Origin of the sequence: Streptomyces sp. NBC_00704, assembly GCF_036226605.1 — a bacterium.
Taxonomy (GTDB): Bacteria; Actinomycetota; Actinomycetes; order Streptomycetales; family Streptomycetaceae; genus Streptomyces.
This window is the reverse complement of record NZ_CP109000.1, coordinates 6533133-6557743: the sequence shown is the minus strand read 5'-3', so window position 1 is coordinate 6557743 and position 24611 is coordinate 6533133. Positions and strand designations below refer to the sequence as shown.

Annotated in this window: 23 protein-coding genes; 13 read left to right on the top strand and 10 right to left on the bottom strand. The window is 73.9% G+C overall.

Annotation, left to right across the window (positions count from 1 at the left end):
* Positions 1-102 precede the first annotated feature (102 nt).
* A complete protein-coding gene (locus tag OG802_RS28485) occupies positions 103-834 on the bottom strand; it encodes a TioE family transcriptional regulator (protein ID WP_329415003.1) in 732 nt (243 codons plus the stop codon).
* A gap of 58 nt (positions 835-892) precedes the next feature.
* Here OG802_RS28485 and OG802_RS28480 point away from each other — a divergent pair, with 58 nt between their 5' ends.
* Complete coding sequence (locus tag OG802_RS28480) at positions 893-2296, top strand: erythromycin esterase family protein (protein ID WP_329415002.1); 1404 nt, start codon at positions 893-895, stop codon at positions 2294-2296.
* Positions 2297-2373: 77 nt separating this feature from the next.
* Here the strand turns inward: OG802_RS28480 and OG802_RS28475 are convergent, their stop codons facing one another.
* From OG802_RS28475 to allB, 4 genes are all read right to left on the bottom strand, one after another.
* Positions 2374-3195 (bottom strand): AIM24 family protein, encoded by an 822-nt coding sequence (locus tag OG802_RS28475; protein ID WP_329415000.1) that lies wholly within the window; start codon positions 3193-3195, stop codon positions 2374-2376.
* 177 nt (positions 3196-3372) lie between these two features.
* On the bottom strand, positions 3373-3720 hold the full coding sequence (locus OG802_RS36010) for a hypothetical protein (protein ID WP_443055392.1): 348 nt from the start codon (positions 3718-3720) through the stop codon (positions 3373-3375).
* A 195-nt stretch (positions 3721-3915) separates the two neighbouring features.
* Positions 3916-5031 (bottom strand): allantoicase, encoded by a 1116-nt coding sequence (gene alc / locus OG802_RS28465; RefSeq protein ID WP_329414998.1) that lies wholly within the window; start codon positions 5029-5031, stop codon positions 3916-3918.
* A gap of 70 nt (positions 5032-5101) precedes the next feature.
* Entirely contained in the window at positions 5102-6475 is a 1374-nt protein-coding gene (allB, locus tag OG802_RS28460; RefSeq protein ID WP_329414996.1) for an allantoinase AllB, read from the bottom strand.
* 258 nt (positions 6476-6733) lie between these two features.
* On the opposite strand from allB, the gene OG802_RS28455 reads away from it, so the two are divergent.
* Positions 6734-7540, top strand: a complete 807-nt coding sequence (locus OG802_RS28455) for an IclR family transcriptional regulator (RefSeq protein ID WP_329414994.1) — start codon at positions 6734-6736, stop codon at positions 7538-7540.
* A gap of 226 nt (positions 7541-7766) precedes the next feature.
* On the opposite strand, the gene OG802_RS28450 is transcribed toward OG802_RS28455, so the two are convergent.
* Positions 7767-8081 carry a DUF5955 family protein gene (locus OG802_RS28450; RefSeq protein WP_329414992.1) on the bottom strand — a complete coding sequence of 105 codons (315 nt, stop codon included), beginning with the start codon at positions 8079-8081 and terminating at the stop codon, positions 7767-7769.
* Positions 8082-8272: 191 nt separating this feature from the next.
* Here OG802_RS28450 and OG802_RS28445 point away from each other — a divergent pair, with 191 nt between their 5' ends.
* Complete coding sequence (locus OG802_RS28445) at positions 8273-8884, top strand: nucleotidyltransferase family protein (protein ID WP_329414990.1); 612 nt, start codon at positions 8273-8275, stop codon at positions 8882-8884.
* Between the two features lie 185 nt (positions 8885-9069).
* Positions 9070-10704 carry a malate synthase A gene (aceB, locus tag OG802_RS28440; RefSeq protein ID WP_329414989.1) on the top strand — a complete coding sequence of 545 codons (1635 nt, stop codon included), beginning with the start codon at positions 9070-9072 and terminating at the stop codon, positions 10702-10704.
* A gap of 341 nt (positions 10705-11045) precedes the next feature.
* Here aceB and OG802_RS28430 read toward each other — a convergent pair whose 3' ends face one another.
* Entirely contained in the window at positions 11046-11960 is a 915-nt protein-coding gene (locus OG802_RS28430) for a HipA family kinase (RefSeq protein ID WP_329414987.1), read from the bottom strand.
* Positions 11961-12153: 193 nt separating this feature from the next.
* On the opposite strand from OG802_RS28430, the gene OG802_RS28425 reads away from it, so the two are divergent.
* Positions 12154-13440 (top strand): L,D-transpeptidase, encoded by a 1287-nt coding sequence (locus OG802_RS28425; RefSeq protein WP_329414985.1) that lies wholly within the window; start codon positions 12154-12156, stop codon positions 13438-13440.
* A gap of 31 nt (positions 13441-13471) precedes the next feature.
* Here the strand turns inward: OG802_RS28425 and OG802_RS28420 are convergent, their stop codons facing one another.
* Complete coding sequence (locus OG802_RS28420) at positions 13472-15055, bottom strand: IucA/IucC family protein (RefSeq protein ID WP_443055388.1); 1584 nt, start codon at positions 15053-15055, stop codon at positions 13472-13474.
* 103 nt (positions 15056-15158) lie between these two features.
* On the opposite strand from OG802_RS28420, the gene OG802_RS28415 reads away from it, so the two are divergent.
* Genes OG802_RS28415 through OG802_RS28405 form a run of 3 tightly spaced genes read left to right on the top strand, consistent with a single transcriptional unit; the run spans position 15159 to position 18845 of the window.
* Complete coding sequence (locus OG802_RS28415) at positions 15159-16700, top strand: IucA/IucC family siderophore biosynthesis protein (protein ID WP_329414983.1); 1542 nt, start codon at positions 15159-15161, stop codon at positions 16698-16700.
* A gap of 43 nt (positions 16701-16743) precedes the next feature.
* Positions 16744-18000 (top strand): VWA domain-containing protein, encoded by a 1257-nt coding sequence (locus OG802_RS28410; protein ID WP_329414982.1) that lies wholly within the window; start codon positions 16744-16746, stop codon positions 17998-18000.
* The gene (locus tag OG802_RS28405) at positions 18000-18845 is read left to right on the top strand and encodes a hypothetical protein (protein ID WP_329414981.1); all 846 of its coding nucleotides are present in this window, start codon (positions 18000-18002) and stop codon (positions 18843-18845) included. The genes OG802_RS28410 and OG802_RS28405 overlap by 1 nt, the downstream gene beginning before the upstream one ends.
* 158 nt (positions 18846-19003) lie before the next feature.
* Here the strand turns inward: OG802_RS28405 and OG802_RS28400 are convergent, their stop codons facing one another.
* The gene (locus tag OG802_RS28400) at positions 19004-19630 is read right to left on the bottom strand and encodes a helix-turn-helix domain-containing protein (protein ID WP_329414980.1); all 627 of its coding nucleotides are present in this window, start codon (positions 19628-19630) and stop codon (positions 19004-19006) included.
* An 86-nt stretch (positions 19631-19716) separates the two neighbouring features.
* Between OG802_RS28400 and OG802_RS28395 the strand changes: the two genes are divergently transcribed.
* The 5 genes from OG802_RS28395 to OG802_RS28375 all read left to right on the top strand — a co-directional run bounded on the left by OG802_RS28395 (position 19717) and on the right by OG802_RS28375 (position 22948).
* Positions 19717-20925: a pyridoxal phosphate-dependent aminotransferase gene (locus tag OG802_RS28395; RefSeq protein ID WP_329414978.1), complete on the top strand. Its 1209-nt coding sequence runs from the start codon at positions 19717-19719 to the stop codon at positions 20923-20925.
* A 29-nt stretch (positions 20926-20954) separates the two neighbouring features.
* Positions 20955-21554, top strand: coding sequence for a histidine phosphatase family protein (locus OG802_RS28390; RefSeq protein ID WP_329414976.1), 600 nt, complete (start codon positions 20955-20957; stop codon positions 21552-21554).
* A gap of 48 nt (positions 21555-21602) precedes the next feature.
* Positions 21603-22250, top strand: a complete 648-nt coding sequence (locus OG802_RS28385) for a hypothetical protein (protein WP_329414974.1) — start codon at positions 21603-21605, stop codon at positions 22248-22250.
* A gap of 67 nt (positions 22251-22317) precedes the next feature.
* A complete protein-coding gene (locus tag OG802_RS28380) occupies positions 22318-22740 on the top strand; it encodes an acyl-CoA thioesterase (protein ID WP_329414973.1) in 423 nt (140 codons plus the stop codon).
* 76 nt (positions 22741-22816) lie between these two features.
* Complete coding sequence (locus tag OG802_RS28375; protein WP_329414971.1) at positions 22817-22948, top strand: hypothetical protein; 132 nt, start codon at positions 22817-22819, stop codon at positions 22946-22948.
* 155 nt (positions 22949-23103) lie between these two features.
* Here OG802_RS28375 and OG802_RS28370 read toward each other — a convergent pair whose 3' ends face one another.
* Positions 23104-24483, bottom strand: a complete 1380-nt coding sequence (locus tag OG802_RS28370) for an 8-oxoguanine deaminase (RefSeq protein ID WP_329414969.1) — start codon at positions 24481-24483, stop codon at positions 23104-23106.
* Positions 24484-24611 lie beyond the last annotated feature (128 nt).

The following is a 24611-nucleotide window of genomic DNA, read 5'->3' as shown; positions in this document are numbered from 1 at the left end:
CCGGCCCCACAAGGCCCACGGCCCACCCCTGCCGGGCCCGTCCCCGACCTTGCCTGGCCTCGCCCCTGGCCCTTCCCCTGCCCCTGCCGAGCGGTCAGTGGGTCACCCGCGTTCGCGGAGGTACGCCTCCAGTTCGGCCGATCCGGAAAGCATCGCCCGGCCCCGCGCGGACACCCGGGTCCGCCAGTCGAGGAGGACGGCCTCGAGCGGCTCCGTGCCGTCGGCCTCCCGTACGCGGGCGATCAGCGGGGCGATCTGCTCCAGCAGGTATCCGCCCCGCCGGAGCTGGTGGGCCAGCCTGGCGTCCCGCGCGTCGGCCTCCTCGTAGATCCGGTAGCCGGTGCGTGGGTCGCGGCGCGGACTCACCAGCCCGGCCCGTTCCCAGGCGCGCAGCGTCGCGGGCCTGACGCCCAGCTCCGCCGCCAGCCGCCCGATGAACCCGGCCGCCTGATCGCGGCGGCCGTCGGCCTCATGTGCGGGCCCCCGCTCCGGAGCGCGCAGGGCCCGCTCCACCGCCTCCAGGGTCCGCCGGTCGTCGCGGAGCTGGACATGGCTCTCGTCGACCAGCCGCAACGCCTCGTCCACGGCGCCTTCGCCGACCGCCCGCATGATCGCCGCCGCCGTCGGACGACCGTGGCCGGGGACCAGCGCCAGGAAGGCGCGCAGCGCCGCCGCGTGCAGCGAGCTGTACGTGCGGTAACCGTGCGGGGTGCGCTCGGCGGCCGGGAGGATGCCCGCCTCCTCGTAGTTTCTGACGGCCTGCGTCGACAGACCGTGCGGGCGGGCCAGGTCGACCGGCCGCAGCCGCTGCCCGCTTTGAAGCTTTGATCCCATCACCCTGCCGACATCGCGCGAAAGTTTCCACCGGAACTTCAACGATAGCGTTTTCGGCATGGCCCACGACTCCTCCGGCTTCACCGGTCCGATCGACCCGTACGAACCGCACGGCTCGACCGACTCGACCGACTCGACCAGTCCCCTCGGCTCCATCCACTCCGCCGAGTCCTCCGACTCCACCGACTCCACCGGCTTCACCGGCTTCACCGGCCCCACCGGCCCCACCGGCCCCACCGGCATCGAGGCTCTGGCGCGGCCCGTGGTGGCCGCCGCCGTCGTGGAGCTGCTTCCGGCTCGGCCGCGGCTGCTCGCGCTGGGCGAGCCGACCCACGGCGAGGAGACGCTGCTCGACGTGCGCAACGACGTCTTCCGCGGGCTCGTCGAAGAGGAGGGCTACCGGACGATCGCGGTCGAGAGCGACTGCCTGAAGGGCCTGGTCGTGGACGACTGGATCGCCTCGGGCACGGGCCCGCTGGACGAGGTCATGGAACGCGGCTTCAGCCACCCCGACCTGGGGCTGGGCGCGTCCGCGGCCAACCGCGAGCTGGTGCGGTGGATGCGCGGGTTCAACGCCGGGCGGCCCGCGTCCGACCGGGTGCGCTTCGCCGGGTTCGACGGGCCGCTGGAGATCACCCACGCCGCGGGCCCCGGGGAGGCCCTGACCGCGCTGCACGCGTATCTCGCGGCGTGGGTGGACGCGGACCTGCTGCCCTGCGCGGCGGACGAGCTGGACGTCCTGCTGGGCGCCGACGACCGGTGGACCGAGCCCGCCGCGATGACGGATCCGTACCGCTCGACGGGGCGGTCGGCCGAGGCGGGCCGGCTGCGGCTGCTCGCCGACGACCTGACGAGCCTGCTCGACGCGCAGTCGCCGCACCTGATCGCGGCGACCTCGCGGGACGCGTGGGAGCGGGCGCGGCTGTACGCGCGCACCGCGACCGGCCTGCTCCGCTACCACCACGCGATGGCCGACTCCTCACCCGCCCGGATGGCGCGGCTGTGCGCGCTGCGTGACGCGATGATGGCCGACAACCTCCTCGCGCTCGCCGCCCGGGGCCCGGTCCTCGTCCACGCCCACCACGCCCATCTCCAGCGGGAGAAGAGCACGATGCGGATGTGGCAGGGGCCGGTGGAGTGGTGGAGCGCGGGCGCGCTGGTCGACGCCCGGCTCGGCGGGGAGTACGCCGTCCTGGCGATCGCTGTGGGCACCCTCCGGCGCAGGGGAGTGCACGTGCCGCCCCCGGACACCGTCGAAGGGCGCCTGTACGCACTGGGCCGGGAGCGCTGTCTGGTCGACGCGGCCGGGCTCGCCGCCTCGCTCGGCGGGCCGCCGCCCGCCGCCCGCGTCTCACCCTGGTTCGGTTACGCGCCGCTCGACCCCGCACAGCTCGGGACGTACGACGGGATCGTGTTCGTCAAGGAGGTGCCGCACGCCGGGGCCGGGCCCGAGAGCGCGTAGGAGCCGCGGGGAGCGGGACGACGGGGCCGCCGTCGGGGCATGGTCCTGTGCGAGCCCGTGCGGGGGCGGGGGGCCGTTCAGCCCGCGTCGGTGGAGAACAGGCCGCCCGTCGGGCCCTGTTTGTCGCCGCCCTGGGCCTTTTTCAGCGCGTTGGCGAGGCTCTCGATGGTGAGGGACTGCAGGATGACGCGGCCGCTGCCCTCCAGGGTGGCCAGCGACAGGCCCTCCCCGCCGAACACCGCGTTCATGATCCCCTGCCGGTCGAGACCGCCGACCCGCTGGACGCCGTACCGGATGCCCTCCTCGAAGGCGACCACGCAGCCGGTGTCGACCTCGATGCGGCCGCCGAAGTCGGACGGGTCCAGGTCGATGAAGTTCCCGGCGCCGGCGATGATCACCGTGCCGCGGCCGGTGAACTTCTCCAGGACGAAGCCCTCGCCGCCCTTCCTGCCGGTGCGGCCGCCCTGGAAGGCGATGCCGAAGTCGACGGTGGACTCGGCGGCCACGAAGGCGTCCTTCTCGGCGAACCACGCGCGCGTGCCGTCCAGCTCCAGTGCGCGCATCTCGCCGGGCAGCACGCCCGCGAAGCCGACCGTGCCCTCGCCGCCCTGGGCGGTGAAGTACTGGAAGGCCAGCGACTCGCCGGCCAGAGCGCGCTGACCGACCTGCATGGCGGTGCCCATCGCCTGACGCAGCATGCCGCCCATGCCGCCGCTCCCGGCCCCGCTCTGCGGTTGCGGGCCGCCGCCGCCGGACGGGCCGCCCAGTCGGGTCTCCATGGTCACGTTGACCGTCTTGAACAGGAACTTTCCGGCCTCGCAGTACACGGTCTGTCCCGGCTGGAGGCTGACGACCGCCATCTGCATGGCGTTGCCGACGATCTCTTGCTGAAGGCTCACAGAGGAAGAACGCCTGAAGCGGAGGAAAGAGTTCCACACCCGGCGGAACGCGACGTCCGTTCGCCGCCGGTGCCGCGGGACCGCGGAAGCCGGGATTCGACCGGCGGGTTCTGCCCCGCTGTTCCGGACGCACGTGTACCCCTTCGGCCGGTTCGAGCTGGACATGAACAGCCGCCTTCAGCCCGACCCGGCCACCTCGGCCGCGACCGTGTCCGCCCCGCGCCGCCCGCAGGACGAGGCGGCGCCGACCGGGAGGTGATGCCCGGTTCCAGGCACCGCCGTGCCCATGTCGTGCGTCGCGGCCTCGAACAGCGCCGCATCCCGGTCGATCGCCACGGCGGGACAGCGCTCCTCGACCCAGTCGACCAGCCGATGCGCGACGTCGTGGACGGCGCGTAGGTGGGCCGCCGGCCGAGGCGGACCGCCCAGCACGGACAGAAGCGCTGCGACACGATCCGGCAGCGGGCGCAGGGCCAGGCCGACGGTGCCGCTCGAAGGTCTCAAGAAGGCCGGGTCGGTTGTCACCGCGTCAGGGTATGACCGAGGCCGTCGATTGTGTCCGTCAGACAGACCCACGACGAACAATGATGATCTTGCCTGGCGGGAGAGAGTTGCCTGCGCTGACCGAGTACGCCGTGGACGGCGGCTTCACGGCGTGACACAGGGGAAGGCCCACCGCGCGACGGTCCTACCGGGGACACGCGCACGCGCGGGGCCGGTTCAGCCGCTCAGTTCCTGGTGGCGGGCGGTCAGGGCCGCCGTGCCCGCCTCGGTGAGGGAGCCGAACAGGCGCAGCCGGGAGATGCCGCCGTCGGGGTAGATGTCCAGGCGCGCGTGGGTGCCGACGGCGGGGGCCGGCAGGACGAAGCGATGGTTGGTGTCGGGCTGGAGCCGGGTGCGCGGGAGGACCGGCGTCCACTCGCCGTCCTCGCCGTCCCTGACCGACACCGAGGCCCAGCCGGCGCTGTTGCCCTTGAGGTACGCCGTGTCGATCTCGATCGCGCGGATGCTCGCCCGGGCCGTCAGGCGGTAGCGGATCCAGTCGTTGCCCTGGTCGCGGCGGCGGCGGGTCTCCCAGCCGTCGTCCATCTTGTGGGAGCGGCCGGGCTGGACGGTGTTCGAGGCCGGGGAGTAGAAGAGGTTCGACGCGTCCTCCGCGCGGCCCCCGTTCTCCAGGGCGACGACGTCGAACGTGCCGAGGACGGCGAGCCACGCGGGGTCGGGGACGATCTCGCCGTGCACCCGCAGCCGGGCGATGCCGCCGTCGGGGTGCTGGTTGATGCGCAGGTGCGTGAAGCACTGCTCCACCGTCACCGGGAACCCGTTGGCCGCGTGACCGCCGACGGGTGTGCGCGGGACGAGCGTCGTCCACTTCACGTCGTCGCCGAGGAGGTCCTGCGGGGACGGCGAGCCGGGCAGCCGGGCGCCCTCGATCGACACCGCCTGCGGGTAGTTCCCGCGGAAGTGGGCCGTGTCGACGACGATGCCCCGGATCACCCCGGGCGCGCCGAGCCGGACGAGCGCCCAGTCGTGGTCGTCGGGGGCGGGCCACGGGTGCTCGGCGTCGGCGCCCCGCCTGCGGCGGGTCTCCCAGCCGTCCATGATCTTGCCCTTGTGCCCGAAGTGCTCCGGGTCGAACTCGGCGGGGCCGGGCAGCAGCAGGTTCTCCCGCTGGGCGAAGAACTCGTCGTTGGCGGCGACGACCGCGGCGCCGAGCCGCCGGTCGGCGAGGTCGGTGTGGCGCGTGAAGGGGAGGTCGGCGGTGCGGTAGTCCGCGTACGGGTCGCCGCCGCCGTAGGGGTTCGCGTCGCCGGTGAAGCTCTGTATCGCCGTCACGGTGATCAGGTCTGCCTTTCGGTGGTCGGCCGGTGCGGGTACCGGTGCGGGACGTCGCGGTGCGCGCGCGTCAGGGGGTGCGGGTGAGGAGCCGGCCCTTCGGTCCGGTGAACTCGCCGCCGGCGACGATGCGTTCGCCGCGCAGCCAGGTGGACTTCACGACGCCGTACAGGGTCCGGCCGGCGTACGCCGTGACCGGGTTGCGGTGCTGGAGGCCGGCCGGGTCGACGGTGAACGACTCGTCGGGGGCGAGGACGGCGAAGTCGGCGTCGCGGCCCGCCTCGATCCCGCCCTTGCGGGAGAGACCGGCCAGGGCGGCGGTGCGGGCGGACATCCAGCGCACCACGTCGTCCAGGCCGTGGCCCCGTCGGCGCGCCTCGGTCCACACGGCCGCGAGGCTGAGTTGCAGGCTGGAGATGCCGCCCCAGGCGGTCGCGAAGTCGGCCGTCTTCAGGTCGGCCGTGGACGGGGAGTGGTCGGTGACCACGCAGTCGATCGTGCCGTCGGCGAGGGCCTGCCAGAGCCGGTCCTGGTTGGCTGCCTCGCGGATGGGCGGGCAGCACTTGAACTCGCTGGCGCCGTCGGGCACTTCCTCGGCGGCGAGGGTGAGGTAGTGCGGGCAGGTCTCGACGGTGACGCGGACGCCGTCGGCCTTGGCGGCGGCGATCAGCGGCAGCGCGTCCCCCGAGGACAGGTGGAGGATGTGCACGCGCGCGTCGAGCCGTCTCGCCTGGGCGATGAGCTGGGCGATCGCGGTGTCCTCGGCGTCGCTCGGGCGGCCGGCGAGGAAGTCGGCGTACCGGGGGCCGGACCGCTGCGGCGCGGCCGCCAGGTGGTGCGGGTCCTCGGCGTGCACGATCAGCAGGCCGCCGAACCCGGCGATCTCGGCGAGCGAGCGGGCCAGGGCGTCCTGGTCGAGGTGGGGGAACTCGTCCACGCCGGACGGGGAGAGGAACGCCTTGAACCCGAAGACGCCGCGCTCGTGCAGGGCCCGCAGGTCCTTGACGTTGCCGGGCAGCGCGCCGCCCCAGAAGCCGACGTCGACGTGCGCCTTGTCGGCGGCGACCTCCTGCTTGACGCGCAGGTGGTCGACCGTCGTGGTGGGCGGGAGCGAGTTGAGGGGCATGTCGACGAGGGTGGTGATCCCGCCGGCCGCCGCCGCGCGGGTGGCGGTCCAGAAGCCCTCCCAGTGGGTGCGGCCGGGGTCGTTGACGTGCACGTGGGTGTCGACCAGTCCGGGCAGCAGGACGTCGTCGCCGAAGTCCTCCACGCGCGCGCCCCGCGGTACGGGGGCGTCGTGGGGCAGGACGGCGGTGATCGTGCCGCCGGCGACCGCGACCGCGGCGGGGCGCGTCCCGCCGGGGGTGACGACGCGCGTGGAGCGCAGCACCAGCTCGGCCTCGGACCCCTCCGCCCCCTCGGATGCCTCGGATGCCTCGGACACCGGGACCCCTCTCTGTCGCCGCTCGCCGCCGACTTCCGCCCGACGGGATTCAACGTTCTGTTGAAGGAGTCTTCACTCCCGCCTCCGGGCCGTCAAGAGCACACTTCTCCACAGTGCACCCGTCGCCGGCGCTCTGGACGTTTCCGTAAAGCGGAATTACTCTTCCATCAAGCAGAACGTAGTCACGTGCCAGCGGGGAGTCAACCGACCCCCCGGTAGGCTTCAGCTCTTCCCGCCGGTTTCGAAAGGAACGCGCCCGTGCCGACGTCCAGCGCCAGCACCACCGACTCCGCCAAGTCCGCAGGCGGAGGGGTCCAGTCCCTCGAGCGCGCCTTCGATCTGCTGGAGCGGATGGCGGACGCGGGCGGCGAGGTCGGCCTGAGCGAGCTGTCCGCGAGCAGCGGGCTCCCGCTGCCCACCATCCACCGCCTGATGCGCACCCTGGTGGCCTGCGGTTACGTCCGCCAGCAGGCCAACCGGCGCTACGCCCTGGGCCCCCGGCTGATCCGGCTCGGCGAGTCCGCCTCCCGGCTGCTGGGCACCTGGGCCCGCCCCTATCTGGCGCGCCTGGTCGAGGAGACCGGCGAGACGGCGAACATGGCGCTGCTCGACGGCGACGAGATCGTGTACGTGGCGCAGGTGCCGTCCAAGCACTCGATGCGGATGTTCACCGAGGTCGGCCGGCGCGTCCTGCCGCACTCCACCGGCGTGGGCAAGGCCCTCCTCGCGGGCCTCCCGGACCACGAGGTGCGCGCGCTGCTCGCCCGCACCGGCATGCCCGCCGCGACGGAGAAGACCATCACCACCCCCGACGGCTTCCTCGCCGCCCTCGCGGACGTACGGCGGGCCGGGTACGCGGTGGACGACAACGAGCAGGAGATCGGCGTCCGCTGCCTGGCGGTGTCGGTGCCCGACTCCCCCACCGCGGCGGCCGTGTCCATCTCGGGACCGGCGGGCCGCGTCACGGAGTCGGTCACGGAGCGGATCGTGCCGGTGCTTCAGCAGGTGGCGGTGGAACTGTCCCAGGCCCTGGCCAGCCAGGGGTCGGGGACCCCGAACCCGTAGGCCCCGCCGGCACCCGCCGCCCGGAGCGCCGACAGCAGGGTCTGCCGTCCGGATCACCGACCACAGCACCCGCCGCCCGGACCACCGACCACAGGACCCGCCACTCGGACCACCGGCCGAATCACCGACCACAGGACCCGCCGCTCGGACCACCGGCCGGATCACCGGCCGCAGGGGCTGTCGTCCGGATCGCCGTGCGGCGCGTGCGGCGGCCACCGGCCGCGGTTCAGCGCCGGGGCGGTTCCCCGAACCGGTCCACGGCGGCGCGCACGTCCGACAGGCTCCCGGCCAGCGCGCTCACCGAGCCGATGGAGCCCGCGATCAGCAGCAGGGAGCGCCGTAAGCGGGTGATCTCCGGGACGCCGTGGACCGCCATCGCGGCGAGTGCGGCGAGTTCGTCCTCGGCGATGACCCGGTCGGGGAACTCGGCCCGGTACGCGGCGAGTTCACGCCGCAGCCGGGACACCGCGGTCCGCAGTCCCGCCACCCTCTGATCCTCGTCGCCGCCGGTCACTGCCCTCTGCCCCGAGATCCGCAACACAGCTCTCCCCCCTCGCGCGCACGCGCGCGTGGACGCCCGCGTCCGCCCGCCCCGCGCCCCCGTGACGGCGGCCGGCGCCGAAGGACGCGCGGGTCAGTAAACGCCACCGGACGGCGGGCGCGCCACAGCGCGTACCGAAATTCAGCCCCGGGAGAGCGCGCGGCCGACGTCCCGTCAGGTATGCAGGACGCATGACGGACAGGGAAGCGCGGGGCGGGGACGAGGTCGTCGGGCTGCTGCTCGCCGCGGGCGGCGGGCGGCGTCTCGGCGGGCGGCCGAAGGCGCTGCTCGCATATCGCGGGCGGCCGCTGGTGGAGCACGCGGTGGAGGTGCTGCGCGCGGCGGGTTGTGCCCGCGTGCACGTGGTGCTGGGCGCGGCCGCCGACGCCGTGCGGGAGCGGGCGCGGCTCGCCGGGTGCGTGGTCGTGACGAACCCGGAGTGGGAGGCGGGCATGGGCACGTCGCTGCGGGCCGGGCTCGGCTCGCTCGCCGGGACGGGGGCGCGGGCCGCGCTGGTCTGTCTCGTCGACCAGCCGGGCATCGGGCCGGAGGCGGTGGCGCGGGTGCTCGCCGCCGGAGGGGACCCGTCGGCGCTGGTCTCGGCGGCGTACGACGGCGTGCGCGGCCATCCGGTCCTGCTCGGGGCCGACCACTGGGCGGGCGTGGCGGCGGCCGCGACCGGCGACCGCGGGGCCCGCGCCTATCTGAAGGAGCACGCGGAGGCGATCACGCTCGTCGAGTGCGGGGACGTGGCCCGGCCGTTCGACATCGACACGCCCGGCGATCTCGTGCACCTCGAGTGAGGACCCTGGCACTGAGAGCCACGGTGTCTCGTCCCGGAGAGTCTCGACATCAACAAACCATTGAACTTCCACGATGAGGAAACTAGTATCCACTGTTCAGAAGGGGGCCGGTCCCGTCCGGGACCGTGCCCGCCGTACCCGCTTCGACCGGCACCCGGTGCCACCGCTGAAGGAAGTGACCGCTCATGTCCGCACCAGCGCCGTCCCCGCTGGCCATCGTCGACGCCGAGCCCCTGCCGCGGCAGGAGGAGGTCCTCACCGAGGCGGCGCTCGCCTTCGTGGCCGAGGTGCACCGGCGGTTCACACCACGCCGTGACCAGCTCCTCGCCCGGCGTGCACAGCGGCGTGCCGAGATCGCCCGCACCTGCTCGCTCGACTTCCTCCCGGAGACGGCCGCGATCCGCGCGGACGACTCCTGGCGGGTCGCCCCGGCCCCCGCGGCCCTGAACGACCGGCGGGTCGAGATCACCGGCCCGACCGACCGCAAGATGACGATCAACGCCCTCAACTCCGGGGCCAGGGTCTGGCTCGCCGACTTCGAGGACGCCTCGGCGCCGACCTGGGAGAACGTCGTCACCGGTCAGCTCAACCTGTCCGACGCCTACACCCGGACCATCGACTTCACCGACCCGGCGTCCGGCAAGTCGTACGCCCTGAAGGACGAGGGCGAGCTCGCCACGGTGGTCGTGCGGCCGCGCGGCTGGCACCTGAACGAACGGCACCTCGTCGACGCGGACGGAGTCCAGGTCCCCGGCGCCCTCGTCGACTTCGGCCTGTACTTCTTCCACAACGCGCGGCGGCTGATCGACCTCGGCAAGGGTCCCTACTTCTACCTCCCGAAGACCGAGTCGCACCTGGAGGCCCGCCTCTGGAACGACGTGTTCGTCTTCGCGCAGGACCACCTCGGCATCCCGCAGGGCACCGTCCGCGCCACCGTCCTCATCGAGACGATCACGGCCGCGTACGAGATGGAGGAGATCCTCTACGAACTCCGCGACCACGCCTCGGGGTTGAACGCAGGCCGCTGGGACTACCTGTTCTCCATCGTGAAGAACTTCCGCGACGGCGGCCCGAAGTTCGTCCTCCCGGACCGCAACGCGGTCACCATGACCGCGCCGTTCATGCGCGCGTACACCGAACTCCTGGTGCGCACCTGCCACAAGCGCGGCGCGCACGCGATCGGCGGCATGGCGGCCTTCATCCCGTCCCGCCGGGACGCCGAGGTCAACAAGGTCGCCTTCGAGAAGGTCCGCGCCGACAAGGACCGCGAGGCGGCCGACGGGTTCGACGGCTCGTGGGTGGCCCACCCCGACCTGGTGCCGATCGCCATGGAGTCCTTCGACAAGGTCCTCGGCGACCGGCCGCACCAGAAGGACCGGCTGCGCGAGGACGTGCACGTCGAGGCGGCCGACCTGATCGCCGTCGACTCCCTGGACGCCAGGCCTACCTATGCCGGGCTGGTCAACGCCGTGCAGGTGGGCATCCGTTACATCGAGGCCTGGCTGCGCGGCCTGGGCGCGGTCGCCATCTTCAACCTCATGGAGGACGCGGCCACCGCCGAGATCTCCCGCTCGCAGATCTGGCAGTGGATCAACGCGGGCGTCGAGTTCACGCACGAGGGGGAGACGGTCAGGGCCACTCCGGAGCTGGCCCGTGAGGTCGCCGCCCGGGAGCTGGCCGCGATCCGCGAGGAGACCGGCGAGGAGGCCTTCGCGGCCGGCAACTGGCAGCAGGCCCACGACCTGCTGCTGACGGTCGCCCTCGACGAGGACTACGCGGACTTCCTCACCCTGCCGGCCTACGAGCGGCTCAAGGGCTGAGCCCCACCGGCGTCAGAGCCGGCGTCAGAGACCGGGCGTGTCCGGACGGCCCGGGGATCTGCCCGGGGATCTGTCCGGGGCCGCCCGGTCGCACGGGGCACCCGCTCCACGGCCCGTGGGCTCGGGGAAGCCCTGCTCGCGGCGGTCCCGCACCACCTCGTCGTCCACCCGCACGACGGACACGCCGCCCGTGCCCGGCCGCGGGGACCGCCCGGAACCGCCCGGTCGCCGCCCGGTCAGGCCGGACGCGAACGTCGTGAGCCGTTCCCGCGCCGGCCGGGGCGCGCGCGGCAGCCGGCGGCACCGGGTGCGCTACCCGGTCTCCCCGCGCCGCGCGTCGCTCATCCCAGATGCACCGACCAGTCCTGTTCCGCGGCCGGCTTGCCGTGCAGGTCGGGGACCCGCTTGAGCCAGTCCGGCCGCTCCCGCCGCGTCCTCGCCGCGCGCACGGCCTCCTCCGCGGCCAGTTCGTCGCGGGTGGGGAAGTCGGTGGGCAGCCACGCCGCCGAGGCCCGCACACGCGCGTGGAGGTAATCCGCGTACGCCCGGCGGACGTCGTCCGGGCCCGCGAAGCCTTCCTCGCCCGCCAGCCAGTCGTCCGGGACGGCGGCCGTGATCTCCCGCAGGAGCTCGCGGGTGACCCGGCCGGCCAGCTCCGCGTCGGCGGCCCGCACGTCGGGCCCGTACGAGCCGAGGGCGTGGTGCCGGAAGTCGTAGGACTTCGCGGGCGCGGTCGTGTCCCAGCGGTGGTGGAAGACGAGGGCCGCGCCGTGGTCGATCAGCCACAGACGCGGGGTCGCCGTGCCGGAGGTGGGCCAGACCATCAGGTTCGAGCTGTGGACCGTGCGGTCCACGTTCACCGTGAGGGCGTCGAGCCACACGATCCGCCCGGCCTCCAGCGGATCCACCGGGAACACCCCGGCGACCTCCGGCGTGAAGTCCTTAGCACCCGGCAGGAAGTCCATGCCGAGGTTGCGGCCGGCGCTCGCGCCGTGCAGGTCGCGGACCTCCTGATGGGGCTCGTCGTCGGCGATGGCGGGGTCGAAGCGCACGAACACCAGCTCGGGGAACCTGAGACCGAGGGCGCGGGCCAGCTCGCCGACGATCACCTCGGCGACCAGCGCCTTGCGGCCCTGCGCGGAGCCGGTGAACTTCACGACGTAGGTGCCGAGGTCGTCGGCCTCGACGACCGCGGGCACGGAGCCGCCCGAGCGCAGGGGCTCGACGTAGCGGGTTGCGGTGACCGTCCTCATCATGACGCGAGCATAGTGACCGGCCGTGACGGCAGACGGTGAACGGCCGGTCCGGCCGCCCGCCCCCATGGTGGCCTTCACCACAATTTGCCCATTTATGAACATAGACCCGGCTATAAGTGGTTCTTCATGCTGATTGCACTCCTCTGCGAGAAGCGCCGGGGATCCACGGAAAGTGACACGGGAGAAGCCTTTTATGACGCTGCGTGAACGACACACCCGGCTGACGGCTACGGCGGGCGTACTCGGCGGCGTACTCGCGGTCACGGCCCTGGCTGGCACGGGTGCCGCCGTCGCCGCCGGAGGCGGTTCCGGGAACCACCCGGCGTCGTACGCGCGGACGGCGGCTCCGGCGGACCCCCAGGGCGCCGAGGAGACGAAGGCCGCCAAGGACCCGAAGGACTCGCAGAAGGCCTCCGACGCCCGGATACGGATCACCCCCGGCGACGGCGTGCACGGCGTGCCGACCGACGCACCGGTCGCGGTCGCCGTCAGCCACGGCAAGCTCACCAAGGTGACCATGACCGCCGTCGCGACCGGCACCGAGATCGCGGGCTCCGTGTCCGCGGACGGCGCGTCCTGGAAGCCCGACGGTCCCCTGGCCCGCGCCACCAGGTACCAGATCGCCGCCGAGGCCGACGACGCCGAGGGCCGTTCCGCCACCGGCTACGCCACGCTGACCACGGTCTCCCCGGCCAACGACTTCATCGGCCACGTCTCCCCCATGGACGGCTCGACCGTCGGCGTGGCCATGCCGGTGCGGGTCGACTTCGCCGGGGCGGTCCAGGACAAGGCCGGCGTGCGGTCGGAGATCCAGGTCGTCTCCAGCAGCGGTCAGCGGGTCGTCGGCCACTGGCTGAACGACCACCGCCTGGACTTCCGCCCCGAGCACTACTGGCAGGCCGGCTCCACCGTCACCGTCACGCTCACCCGCCAGGGAGTGAGCAGGACCGTCACGTTCACGGTGGGACGCAGCCAGATCAGCACCGTCGACGCGAAGTCGAAGCGGATGACCGTCGTCCGCGACGGCAGGACGATCCGTACCGTCCCGATCTCGTCCGGCAGCCGCGAGCACCCGACCTACAACGGCCGGATGGTGATCTCCGAGAAGTTCCGGCAGACCCACATGAACGGCGCGAGCGTCGGCCTGACGGAGAAGAACGGCAAGCCCTCGTACGACATCAAGGCCGTACCGCACGCCATGCGGCTGACCGACTCGGGCACGTTCATCCACGGCAACTACTGGGGAGGCGACGCGGTCTTCGGCAAGGTCAACACCAGCCACGGCTGCGTCGGCCTGAAGGACGTCCGGGGCGGCGACGACGCACGGCAGCCCGCCGCCTGGTTCTTCGACCACTCGATGGCCGGCGACGTCGTGATCGTCAAGAACTCCACGGACAAGAGCCCGCTGGCCGCGGACAACGGCCTCAGCGACTGGAACATGCCGTGGAGCGAGTGGATCGCGGACAGCCCCGCCGCCTGACCCCGCTCGCCCGGCCCGCCCGCGCCGCCGATCAGGACGGGGCGAGCGGGCTGGGCAGCGGCAGGTAGCGGGCGTCGGCGCCGTCCGCGCCCGTCCACCGCAGCAGCAGGTTGGTCTTGCCGGGCAGGGTGGGCGAGGCCAGCAGTCCCGCGACCTCGGGGAGGTCGTGGCGGGCCAGTTCCCGGCGCGCCGCGGGCCACGGGTCGAAGCCGGGGCTCCGCTCGGCCAGGGCCTCGGCGACCTCCCACAGATGGTTCACGACCAGGCAGTACACCAGCCGCTCCCAGCCCGCCGCCCGCGTGACGTCGGGGAGCAGTTTGACGCCCTCGGCGTCCCGGAACAGCGCCTGCACGGGCATGCCGTCCGCGTCCACCGCGACCAGCGTGTTCTGCAGATGCGCCTCCAGGACGACGCCGTGGTCGGCGAAGGCCGCCAGGGCGGGCGGCACGACCGTCCGCAGATACGCCTCCCACCAGGCGGCCGGGTCCGGCACGGCGTCCAGCGGAGAGCCGTCGAAGCCCTCCACGAGACCCGCCGCGAGCAGTGGGGTCGCGCCGGGCGCCACACGGCCGTCGAAGCCGTCGCGGACCAGCACGGCCAGTTCCTCGAAGGCGAAGGCCGCGGTGCGGTAGCCGCGGTCGCTCAGCCAGACCGCGGGGCCGCCCCCCGACGCGAAGGCGCGGGCCGCGGCCGCGTCGGTGCGGCGCAGCCGCAGCAGGTCGTGGCGCCACAGCCGGCGGACGTCGTTGGTGATCCGCACGTCCAGGCTGAACTTCAGGCACAGGTCCCGCTCGGGCGCGTACACGGTGCGCACGGCGGCCGTCGGCCAGACGTCGAAGCCGGTCGTGCCCAGCCGCACCAGGCGGCCGTCCGCGAAGGCCGGCCCGAGCCGCGGTCCGGCCAGGCCGAGCTGCCAGGGATGGGCGGGCAGCAGCCGGTAGCCGCGCGGTGCCGTGCCGAGGGCGTCCAGCGCCGAGACGTCCCCCTCCTCGACGACCGCGTCCTCGCGCAGCCCCAGCAGGACGAGCGGGAACCGGGCGTGCGCCTCGGGCGCGTAGGGCAGCCAGCGCGCGACCGGTCCGCCGCCGCGCGCCTTGGGCGCGGGGTGGTGGGGATGGCCGGTGAGGAGCGACTGCTCGGAGCGCAGGTAGCCGCCGTCCGGCGGACCGGCCTGCGCACGAGCGGTGAGCAGGGCGGCGACCGCGTCCCGGCTGTCGGTCATCTCCGCGGGCAGTGCGGGGTTGGCCGCTCCGGTGTGCCGGTGCAGCGTCGTGGCGACCAGTTCGACCAGCTCGGCGTGGCCGAGGCGGCGCCAGGAGCCGGCCTCGTACAGCTCGGGCTCGGCGGGCCGGCGCCGGCCGCGGACCCGCAGCAGGGCGCCGCCCGGCAGCCGGTACCGGAACCGGCCGTCGTCCGGGGCCGGGGACGGCAGAGGTTCGGCGACTTCCCGCAGCAGGCAGTTGAGCAGCGGCGCGGCCGCGAGCGCGTCGGCGCGCTCGGCGACGTCCGCGGCGTGCGGCGCGGCCCCCGCGGGCGGCACGGCCCCGGCGGGGGGTGCGGCCACGGCGGGGGGTGCGGCCACGGCGGGCGGGGGGATGAGGTCCACGCGATCCACTGGTTCCCTGGTTCCCTACGGTTCTTCCGGGCGGAGAAGATCAGTATCGCTGTCGTCGCACCCCCTGTCGTGACGTCGTACCCGCACCCCCAGGAGCCCACCCGTGCATCGTCCCCCCACCGCCGAGGCCGAGCTGGCCGCGGAACTGGCCGTCGTGCGCCCCGCTCTCGGCCCGCGGTTCGCGGCCGAGCTGCCGGGAGCGCGGGCGGCCGTGCTGACCCGGCTGTGGCGCGGGCTCGCCCACGAGCCGCTGCCCTGGATCGCCGGCCGTGAGGAGGCGGGCGGGGAGCCGGGCCGGGGGGAGCTGCTGCTGCGGCTGCGCGACGGCCGCCGGCTGCGCGGCCCGCGCCCGGATCCGTACGCGAGCGCCGGTCAGGTGACGCGGGTGTGGCTGGACGCGACGGCGTACGACGACCCCGCCCGTCTGATGACGGCGCTGTCCGTGCCGCACGGTACGGGCTTCGCCGCCGAACTCGGCCACAGCGTCGCCTCGTCGGCGCTGTCCCGGGCCGGGCAGGACCCCCTCGACGCCCCCTCGGCCGATCCGGGGCGGTGGCCGTCGCGGGACTGGGAGTGGGAGCAGCGGGTCGTCGACGGCCACCCCTTCCACCCCAACTGCCGTTCCCGGCCCGGCTTCTCGGTCGCCGAGCAGCTGGCGTACGGGCCGGAGCACCGGCCGGCGGTACGGCTCGGCCTGCTGCCCGTTCCCGCCGCCGAGTGCCTGGTGTCGGGCGACTGGCCGGAGTGGCTGCGGGACGGGACGCGCCTGCTGATCCCGGTGCATCCGTGGCAGGCGGCGCACGTGCTGAAGCGGTCCTGCGCGCGGGGGGTGACGGCGCGTCCGCTGATGTCGCTGCGCACGCTGGCGCTGCCCGGGGGCCCGCACGTCAAGACGGCCCTGAGCACCCGGCTGACGTCGTCGGTGCGGGACATCTCCGTCGGCTCCGTCGCCGCCTCGGCGGCCCTGTCCGGCTTCGCGCAGAGCCTGACGCCGTACACGGAGGGCCTGCTGCACCTGACCCGTGGTCTGGGCGCGGCCACCGCCCACTCCCCCGACCTGGCGGCGGTGCTGCGCGAGTCGCCGGACGTGTACGGCGCGCCGGGCGAGCACGTGGTGCCGGTGGCGGCCCTCGCGGTGACCGGGCTGGCCCGTTCCCCGCTGTGGCTGGCGCGGTTCGCCCGGCTGGCGCTCGGTGTGGGGCTGCGGCTGCTGGAGCTGGGCGTGGCGCTGGAGGCGCACGGGCAGAACCTACTGGTCGTGCTGTCGGCGTCGGGGAGCCCACTGCGGCTGGTCTACCGGGACCTGGCCGACATCCGGGTCAGTCCGGCCCGGCTGGCCCGGCACGGCGTCGCGCTGCCGGACGGGGTGCCCGCCCGGATCCGCACGGACGACGTGACGGCGCTGCGGCGCAAGCTGTTCGGCTCCCTGGTGGCCGGCGCGCTGGCCGGGACGGCGGGCGGCGGCCCCGCTCTGGGTGCGGCCCTGGAGGCGGCCCTACGGGATCTCCCGCGCACCCCGGACCTGGCGGCCCTGTGCGAGGAGCCGCTGCCGGCGAAGGCGCTGACGCTGATGCGCCTGTCGCCGGGGGCGCCCGGGGACCGGTGGGCGCTGCTGCCCAACCCGCTGCGCGGGGACGGAACCTGACCCCGTTTTGTGGCGGGACGCATCTGATCAATAGGATCCGCCGATGATCAGAACACAACGGCTGGCGGCGGGCGTCTGCGCCCTGCTCGCCGCACTCGCGGCCGGGATGGTCTTCCCTGCCGGGGCGGCCGCGGACGAGACCACCGCCACCGCGCCCAAGGTCGACCTGGTCCTCGACGTCAGCGGCTCGATGCGGACGAAGGACATGGACGGCGGGACGCGGATGGCCGCGGCCAAGCAGGCCTTCAACGAGGTGCTGGACGCCACTCCGGAGAACGTCCTGCTCGGCATCCGGACCCTGGGCGCCAACTACCCCGGCGACGACCGCAAGACGGGCTGCAAGGACACCGCTCAGCTCTACCCGGTCGGCCCGCTGGACCGCACCGAGGCCAAGACGGCGGTGGCCACGCTGTCCCCCACCGGCTGGACGCCGATCGGCCCCGCGCTGCTGAAGGCGGCCGACGACCTCGACGGCGGCACCGGCTCCAAGCGGATCGTGCTGATCAGCGACGGCGAGGACACCTGCGCGCCGCTCGACCCCTGCGAGGTGGCCCGCGAGATCGCGGCCAAGGGCATAGGCCTGACCATCGACACCCTGGGCCTGGTGCCCAACGTGAAGATGCGCCGGCAGCTCAGCTGCATCGCCGAGGCGACCGGCGGCAGTTACACCTCGGTCGAGCACACCGATCAACTCACGGACCGGGTCAACCAGTTGGTGGACCGGGCCGCGGACCCCGTGGTCACTCCGGTGGCCGTCGAGGGCGCGGCCTCCTGCGCCGCGGCGCCCACGCTGAAGTCGGGCCTGTACACCGACCGCGAGGAGTTCGGGCGGCAGCGCTGGTACAAGGTGGACGTCGAGCCGGGCCAGGAGCTGCGCGCCTCGGTGAGCGTGGCGGCGGACCGGGCGGTGAACCCCGACCACGGGGTGCTGCTGCGGGCGGTCACGACGCACGGCCGGGAGATCGTGCGGGGCGAGGCGGCCGGCCACGGGCGGACCGACGTCGTCTCGACCGGACTGCGCTACCCGAAGGCGGACGACGACGACGCTCCCGCCGAGACGGTGTGCGTGCAGGTGACGAACTCCTACTCGGTGGGCGCCGGCGTGAAGACCACGCCGGGTCTGCCGCTGGAGCTGACCGTGGACGTGGTCGACGGTCCCTCGCCGGCGAGCGACGTGGCCGCCTTCGGTCTCGGGCGCGGCTGGTGGCTGCTGGGCGTCCTGGTGCTGTTCGGATTCCTGGCGGGTGTGCTGTGGGGCTGGCTGTCACGCTGGCGGGTCGCGGTCTGGAGGACCAACTGATGCGGATCACACGGGTGACGACCGGCGTTCTTCCGGCGCTCGGACTGGCTCTCGGACTGGCTCTCGGTCCGGCGGTCGCGCCGGCCGCCGCCGACGCCTCTCCCTCCGCGAGCCCTTCGGGCGACGGCTCCGCGCCCACCGAGGCGGGCACGTCGTTCCGTACGGCGACGGAGATCGACCAGGGCGAGACGGCCACCGCGAGCGGCTCCGCGGGCGACTACCTGTACTGGTCGTTCCCGGCCGACACGGGCCGGCGCCCCACGGTCAAGGCGACGGTGAAGCTGCCGAAGTCGCACACCGCGCAGACCTGGCAGGTCGACGTGTACGACGGGCTGCGGCGCCGCCAGGCCTGCCAGTACGGCGCGCAGACGCGCACCGCGGCGGCGGGCACGGCCTCGGTCGAGCTGGCCTGCGTGCTGCGCACGGTGCGCGCGTGGGCGGAACCGTGGGCCGACGACCCGCTGCCGGGCACGTACTACGTGCGTCTGACGGCTCTCGGCCTCACGGCGGGCGACCTGGGCCTGCCGGTCGAAACCACGCTGCGGGTGGACTCCAAGGACATCGGCGGCGCGGCTGCCGTGGACGGTTCGCTGGCGGAGCCGCTGGTGCCCGGCGCCGCGTTCCGGTCGAAGGACGGGGAGAACGGGACGGACGCGAAGGGCGGCTCGTCGGGGCCGGCCGTCCTGTCGAGCATCGAGCCCGACGACGGCTGGTCGTCCGGCTGGTGGTCGGACCGCTGGGTGTGGACCGCCGCCGGCGCCGTCCTGGCCGCCCTCGCGGGCATCGGCGGATACACGCTGACGCGCGGATCGGGACGGCCGCGGCAGGTGCCGCCGGGCGCCTGACGGACCGCCTGACCCAAACCTGACGGTAAGTCACCGCCCTTCCGGGGCACGGTCGATGGGGCCGCCACCGCACGGTGGCGGTCCCATCGCCGTCCCCCCGCGGGGTTTCCCGGCCCTCGCGCCCGCGCTCTCCGGCGGGCCCCGCCCCTCCCGCGACCTCAGGCGTCCCGCAGCTCCTTGGCCAGCGGTCCGTCGCCGCTCACCGCGATCCTCCCGGAGCGCACCGCGTCGAGCACCGTCAACTCCCCCTGGGCGACGGCCGTGCAGGTGTCCGTGCCGAGGTCGAGCCGGGCGTCCGGCGCCACCGGGGCGGGCCCGTACCCGTACACGGGACCGTCCTGCGCGCCGACGAACAGGTGGAAGTCGCCCTCGTCCAGGCGGACTTCGACGACGCCCTCGCCCGTCAGCCCGCGCGCCAGGGGCAGCGCGAACCAGTGCGCGCGCAGCGCGTCGGTGGGCCGCCGCTCGCCGAGTTCGCGCTCGCCCCACGCGCCGAGCGCCTGGAGCACGGGCAGCAACTCCCGGCCGCGTCCGGTGAGTTCGTACACGTAGGCAGCGCCGGGCGGGGGCAGCCGGCGCCTGGTGGCCAGCCCGTCGCGCTCCATGTCCTTCAGCCGTGAGGCGAGGACGTCCGTGCTCACGCCGGGCAGGTCGGCGTGCAGGTCGGTGTAGCGGCGCGGACCGGCGAGCAGTTCCCGGACGATCAGCAGGGTCCAGCGGTCGCCCACGACGTCGAGGGCACGGGCGGCGGAACAGTACTGGTCGTAGCTTCGGCGCGGTGACATGGCACGCAGTCTAGACATGTCGTTGGACTTTCCAAGCTGGAACTTGGTAAAACCAAGCAACACATCAACCGGAGGGGCGAGCGCGCATGGAGTTCCGGCAGTCGAACAAGCTGAGCGAGGTCTGCTACGAGATCCGCGGCCCGGTGATCGAGCACGCCGACGCGCTGGAGGCGGCCGGCCACAGCGTCCTGCGCCTGAACACCGGCAACCCCGCGCTGTTCGGCTTCGAGGCGCCGGAGGAGATCCTCCAGGACATGATCCGCATGCTGCCGCGGGCGCACGGCTACACCGACTCGCGCGGCGTCCTGTCGGCCCGGCGCGCGGTGGCGGGGCGCTACCAGACGCTGGGCCTGGAGGTCGGCGTCGACGACGTGTACCTCGGCAACGGCATCTCCGAGCTGATCTCGATGGCCGTGCAGGCGCTCGTCGAGGACGGCGACGAGATCCTCATCCCGGCCCCCGACTTCCCCCTGTGGACGGCCGTCACCACGCTCGCCGGCGGCAAGGCCGTCCACTACCTGTGCGACGAACAGGCCGACTGGTACCCGGACCTGGACGACATGGCGTCGAAGATCACCGACCGCACCAAGGCCGTGGTGATCATCAACCCGAACAACCCCACCGGCGCGGTCTACCCGAAGGAGATCATCGAGGGCATCCTCGACCTCGCCCGCCGGCACGGCCTGATGGTCTTCGCCGACGAGATCTACGACCGGATCCTGTACGACGACGCCGTGCACCACTCGGTCGCCGCGCTCGCCCCCGACCTGGTCGTGCTGACCTTCTGCGGCCTGTCGAAGACCTACCGGGTGGCCGGCTTCCGGTCGGGCTGGCTCGTGGTCACCGGCCCGAGACAGCACGCGAAGAACTACCTGGAGGGCCTGACCATGCTGGCGTCCATGCGGCTGTGCGCCAACGCGCCCGCCCAGTACGCCATCCAGGCCGCGCTCGGCGGCCGCCAGTCCATCCACGAACTGACCGCGCCCGGCGGCCGCCTGCACGAACAGCGCACCGTCGCCTGGGAGAAGCTCAACGAGATCCCCGGCGTGTCCTGTGTGAAGCCGAAGGGCTCGCTGTACGCGTTCCCGCGCCTGGACCCCAAGGTGCACAAGATCCACGACGACGAGAGGTTCGTCCTGGACCTGCTGCTGCGGGAGAAGATCCAGGTCGTCCAGGGCACCGGGTTCAACTGGCCCGCCCCCGACCACTTCCGCATCCTGACCCTGCCGCACGCGGACGACCTGGAGGCCGCGATCGGGAGGATCGGCCGGTTCCTCAGCGGGTACCGGCAGTAGCGCCGGCCGGCTGTGCCAGCCTGTGTCCCATGGGTGATCTCTTTCTCGTCCGGCACGGCGAGACCTCCTGGTCGCGTTCCGGACGCCACACCGGCTCCACGGACGTCCCGCTGACCGACCGCGGCCGCGCACAGGCGCGCGCGCTCGCGCCGCTGATCGGCGCGCAGCGGATCGGGGCGGCGTTCGTCAGCCCGCTGGAGCGGGCGCGCGAGACCGCGGAACTGATCGGGCTGTCGGGCTTCCGGCTCGACGCGGACCTGCGCGAGTGGGACTACGGCGGCTACGAGGGCGTGACGACCGCCGAGATCCAGCGCACCAGGCCCGACTGGTTCCTGTTCAGCGACGGAGTGACACCGGGGCCGCCCGAACACCCCGGGGAGACGGCCGAGCAGGTCGGGGAACGCGCCGACCGGGTCCTGGCCAGGGCCGACGAGGCGCTCGCCGGCACCGAGGGCTGCGTGGTGCTCGTGGCGCACGGGCACTTCCTGCGGGTGCTCACCGCCCGCCGGCTGGGACTGCCCCCGTCGGCCGGGGCGCTGTTCCAGCTCGCGACGGGGACGCTGTGCCGGCTCGGCACGGAACACGGGCGGCCGGTGATCGCCGCCTGGAATGTCAGTCCCCCGACGTAGCCTCGGACGCACCGGGGCGAAAGGCCCGAGACCGGGAAGGAGCACGCCGTGACACGACCGCCGACCGCCGCGCAGCGGCGCGTGATCGACGCCGCCGATCCGGTCTCCGGGCGGCTGAAGGGCACACCGGCACAGCTCACGGCCCTGGTCCGGCACGGGCTGGCGTTCCGGCACCCCCGGCCGCCGCACGACCACTTCCTGACGCCCGCGGGCCACCGCGTGCGGGAGGCGGTGCCCGGCCCCCCGTCCGGCGGGCCCGCGGCCGACGCCCCCGGGGCGGGCGCGGACAGCGGGGTGTTCGCGGCGCGCGTCGGCGGCGAGGAGGACGGCGCGGACCGCGGCCCCGCCCGGCTGCGCGAGGTGCGCGGCGCCTGGCGGGGGCTGCTGGAACTGCGCAGGATGACCAACCCGGACGGCGGGACGGACCGGCCCTGCGGCTGGGAGCGCGCGCATCTCGTGCGGGCCGCCGCCCTCGCCGTGGAGGCGGCCGGCCACCGCCCCGCCGGCCCCGGCGGGGGAGACGGCTACCGGGTGCGGGGCACCCCGCAGCCGGAGGCCGTCGCCGTGCACGCGCCGGACGAGGCGACGCTGCGGGCCTGCGCGGCGACCCTGGAGCAGGCGGGCTGGCAGGTCGGCGAGCACACCGAGCCCCGCACGCGAGCGCGCTATCTGCTGGCTTCCCCTCGCCGCGCCTGAAGCTCGTGCCAAGATCGGTGTCCGGGGCATCGACGTCCCACGAGAAGTCCCACGAGAAGGGGAGACAGTGAGCGAGCCGTTCGCCGTCCGGGTCACCGTCCGCGGATACGAGACCGACGTGCAGGGACACCTCAATCAGAGCGTGTACCTCAACTACGCCGAGCACGCTCGCTGGTCGCTCCTGCACGCGGCGGGCATCACCCAGGCCGAACTGCTCGGCAAGGGCCTGGGCCCCGTCGCCCTGGAGACCACCATCCGCTACCGGCGCGAACTCCTCGCCGGTGACGAGGTCGACGTGTCGTGCGTCTTCGAGTGGAGCGGCGGCAAGACGTTCCGCATCGAGCAGACCGTCACCAAGACGGACGGCACGGTCGCCGCGGAGATCACCGCCGTCGGAGGCCTGCTGGACCTGACGGCCCGCCGCATGGTCGCCGACCCGCAGAACATCTTCCGGGAACTCGCCGACGACCCGGCCCTGTTCGGGCTCTGACCCCTCCCCGGGCACGGGCCGGACATCCGGAAATCCGGGTGCCGCCCCAGCCGGGCGGCTGCGATCATCGGGCCCCATGTCCGCACGAACACGTGAAACCCGACTGCCGACGCGCCCGCACACCCATCACGCGCTCGACGACGCCGTCGAGCAGGCCGAGCTGTTCGCGAACCTCATGGCGTGGCGGGGGCACGGTTCGCCCGGGTGATCTCCGTGGCCGCTTCCGCCGGCCGGTGCGGGCATTCCGGGACGGGCCGGGGGCCGCGACGGCGGGGGCCGGTTCCGGGGCGCGCGATGAACGCGCGCCCCGGTCACGGCGTCCGGGCCAGGGCCGTCCCCCTCGCCCGGAGTCCTCGGGGCCGCTCAGCCCTGCGCGGCGATCCGTGCCAGCCGCCGCGCCTGCGCGCGGGTCGAGCGGGCGACGGCGTCCTCGTCGATGTGCAGCGGCCGTCCGTCCTCGACGATCTGACGGCCGTTCACGAAGGACGCGGTGACGGGGGCCGCCGCGCCGAAGACGAGGGCGGTCACCGGGTCGGCGATGGAGGCGTGCGCGAGGGTGTCCATCCGCCACAGCACCAGGTCGGCAAGCTTGCCCGGCTCCAGTGAGCCCGTCTCCCGGGCCCGGCCGAGGACCCGGGCCCCGCCGAAGGTGCCCAGGCGCAGCGCCTGACGGGCGTTCAGGGCCGCCTCCCGGTGGGCGCCGAGGCGGTTGATGAGCAGGGCGTTGCGCAGTTCGGTGTGGAGTTCGCCGGACTCGTTGGAGGCCGTGCCGTCGACGCCGAGGCCTACCGGGACGCCGGCCTTCAGCATGTCGGGGACCCGGGCGATGCCCGCGGCGAGGCGGGCGTTGGACGACGGGCAGTGGGCGACGCCGGTCCCGGTGCGGGCGAACGCGTCGATGTCGGAGTCGTTCATGTGGACGCAGTGCGCCATCCACACGTCCTCGCCGAGCCAGCCGGTGGACTCGAAGTAGTCGGTCGGGCCCATGCCGAACAGTTCGTGGCAGAACTTCTCCTCCTCGACCGTCTCCGAGCCGTGGGTGTGCAGCCGCACGCCGAGCCGGCGGGCCAGTTCGGCGCCCTGGCGCATCAGTTCGGTGGAGACGGAGAACGGCGAGCAGGGGGCGACGGCGACCTGGGTCATCGCGTCGTAGGAGGCGTCGTGGTGGCGGCGGACGGTCTCCTCGGTGGCGGCGAGGGCGTCGTCGAGCGTCTCCACCGCGAAGTCCGGGGGCAGACCGCCGTCCTTCTCGCCGCGGTCCATGGAGCCGCGGGCGAGGGTGAAGCGCACGCCGATGTCGCGGGCGGCGCCGATGACGGCGCCGGACAGGTCGCCGGAGCCGCGCGGGAAGACGTAGTGGTGGTCCATGGCGGTGGTGACCCCGCCGCGGGCCATCATCGCCAGGGAACCCTCGGCGGCGGCGCGGACCATCTCCTCGTCGATGCGCGCCCACGTGGGGTAGAGGGCGACCAGCCAGTCGAAGAGGTTGTGGTCGGTGGCCAGGCCCCGGGTGATCCACTGGTAGAAGTGGTGGTGGGTGTTGACCAGGCCGGGGGTGACCAGGTGCCCGGTGGCGTCGATGCGGCGCGCGACGTTCTCCAGGCCCCGGGGGGCCGGGCCCGCGCCGAGCGACTCGATGCGGTTGCCCGCGAGGACGACGTGTCCGTCCGCGTGCTCGGTGTCCTCGGCGTCGACGGTCGCGATCGCACAGTTCTCGATGACGATGCGCCGGTCTGCTGCCATGGTTTCGTCCTTTTCCCTCGGTGGACCCGCGGTGGGCCTCGCCGGGCCCTCGGTGGACCCGGATGGAGCGGGCACGGCATGACCCTGGAGGAGTTGAGTGCCGCGGCCGGGGACCGGGCCCCGGCCGC

Bases quoted from the DNA above. Each gene is read 5' to 3' on its own strand.
- OG802_RS28430 (WP_329414987.1), bottom strand. From the start codon at position 11,960: ATGATGAGGACGGTCACCGCAACCCGCTACGTCGAGCCCCTGCGCTCG.
- OG802_RS28485 (WP_329415003.1), bottom strand. From the start codon at position 834: ATGGGATCAAAGCTTCAAAGCGGGCAGCGGCTGCGGCCGGTCGACCTG.
- OG802_RS28480 (WP_329415002.1), top strand. From the start codon at position 893: ATGGCCCACGACTCCTCCGGCTTCACCGGTCCGATCGACCCGTACGAA.
- OG802_RS28390 (WP_329414976.1), top strand. From the start codon at position 20,955: ATGGGTGATCTCTTTCTCGTCCGGCACGGCGAGACCTCCTGGTCGCGT.
- aceB (WP_329414989.1), top strand. From the start codon at position 9,070: ATGTCCGCACCAGCGCCGTCCCCGCTGGCCATCGTCGACGCCGAGCCC.
- OG802_RS28370 (WP_329414969.1), bottom strand. From the start codon at position 24,483: ATGGCAGCAGACCGGCGCATCGTCATCGAGAACTGTGCGATCGCGACC.
- OG802_RS28400 (WP_329414980.1), bottom strand. From the start codon at position 19,630: ATGTCACCGCGCCGAAGCTACGACCAGTACTGTTCCGCCGCCCGTGCC.
- OG802_RS28425 (WP_329414985.1), top strand. From the start codon at position 12,154: ATGACGCTGCGTGAACGACACACCCGGCTGACGGCTACGGCGGGCGTA.
- OG802_RS28405 (WP_329414981.1), top strand. From the start codon at position 18,000: ATGCGGATCACACGGGTGACGACCGGCGTTCTTCCGGCGCTCGGACTG.
- OG802_RS28445 (WP_329414990.1), top strand. From the start codon at position 8,273: ATGACGGACAGGGAAGCGCGGGGCGGGGACGAGGTCGTCGGGCTGCTG.
- OG802_RS28395 (WP_329414978.1), top strand. From the start codon at position 19,717: ATGGAGTTCCGGCAGTCGAACAAGCTGAGCGAGGTCTGCTACGAGATC.
- OG802_RS28375 (WP_329414971.1), top strand. From the start codon at position 22,817: ATGTCCGCACGAACACGTGAAACCCGACTGCCGACGCGCCCGCACACC.
- OG802_RS28410 (WP_329414982.1), top strand. From the start codon at position 16,744: ATGATCAGAACACAACGGCTGGCGGCGGGCGTCTGCGCCCTGCTCGCC.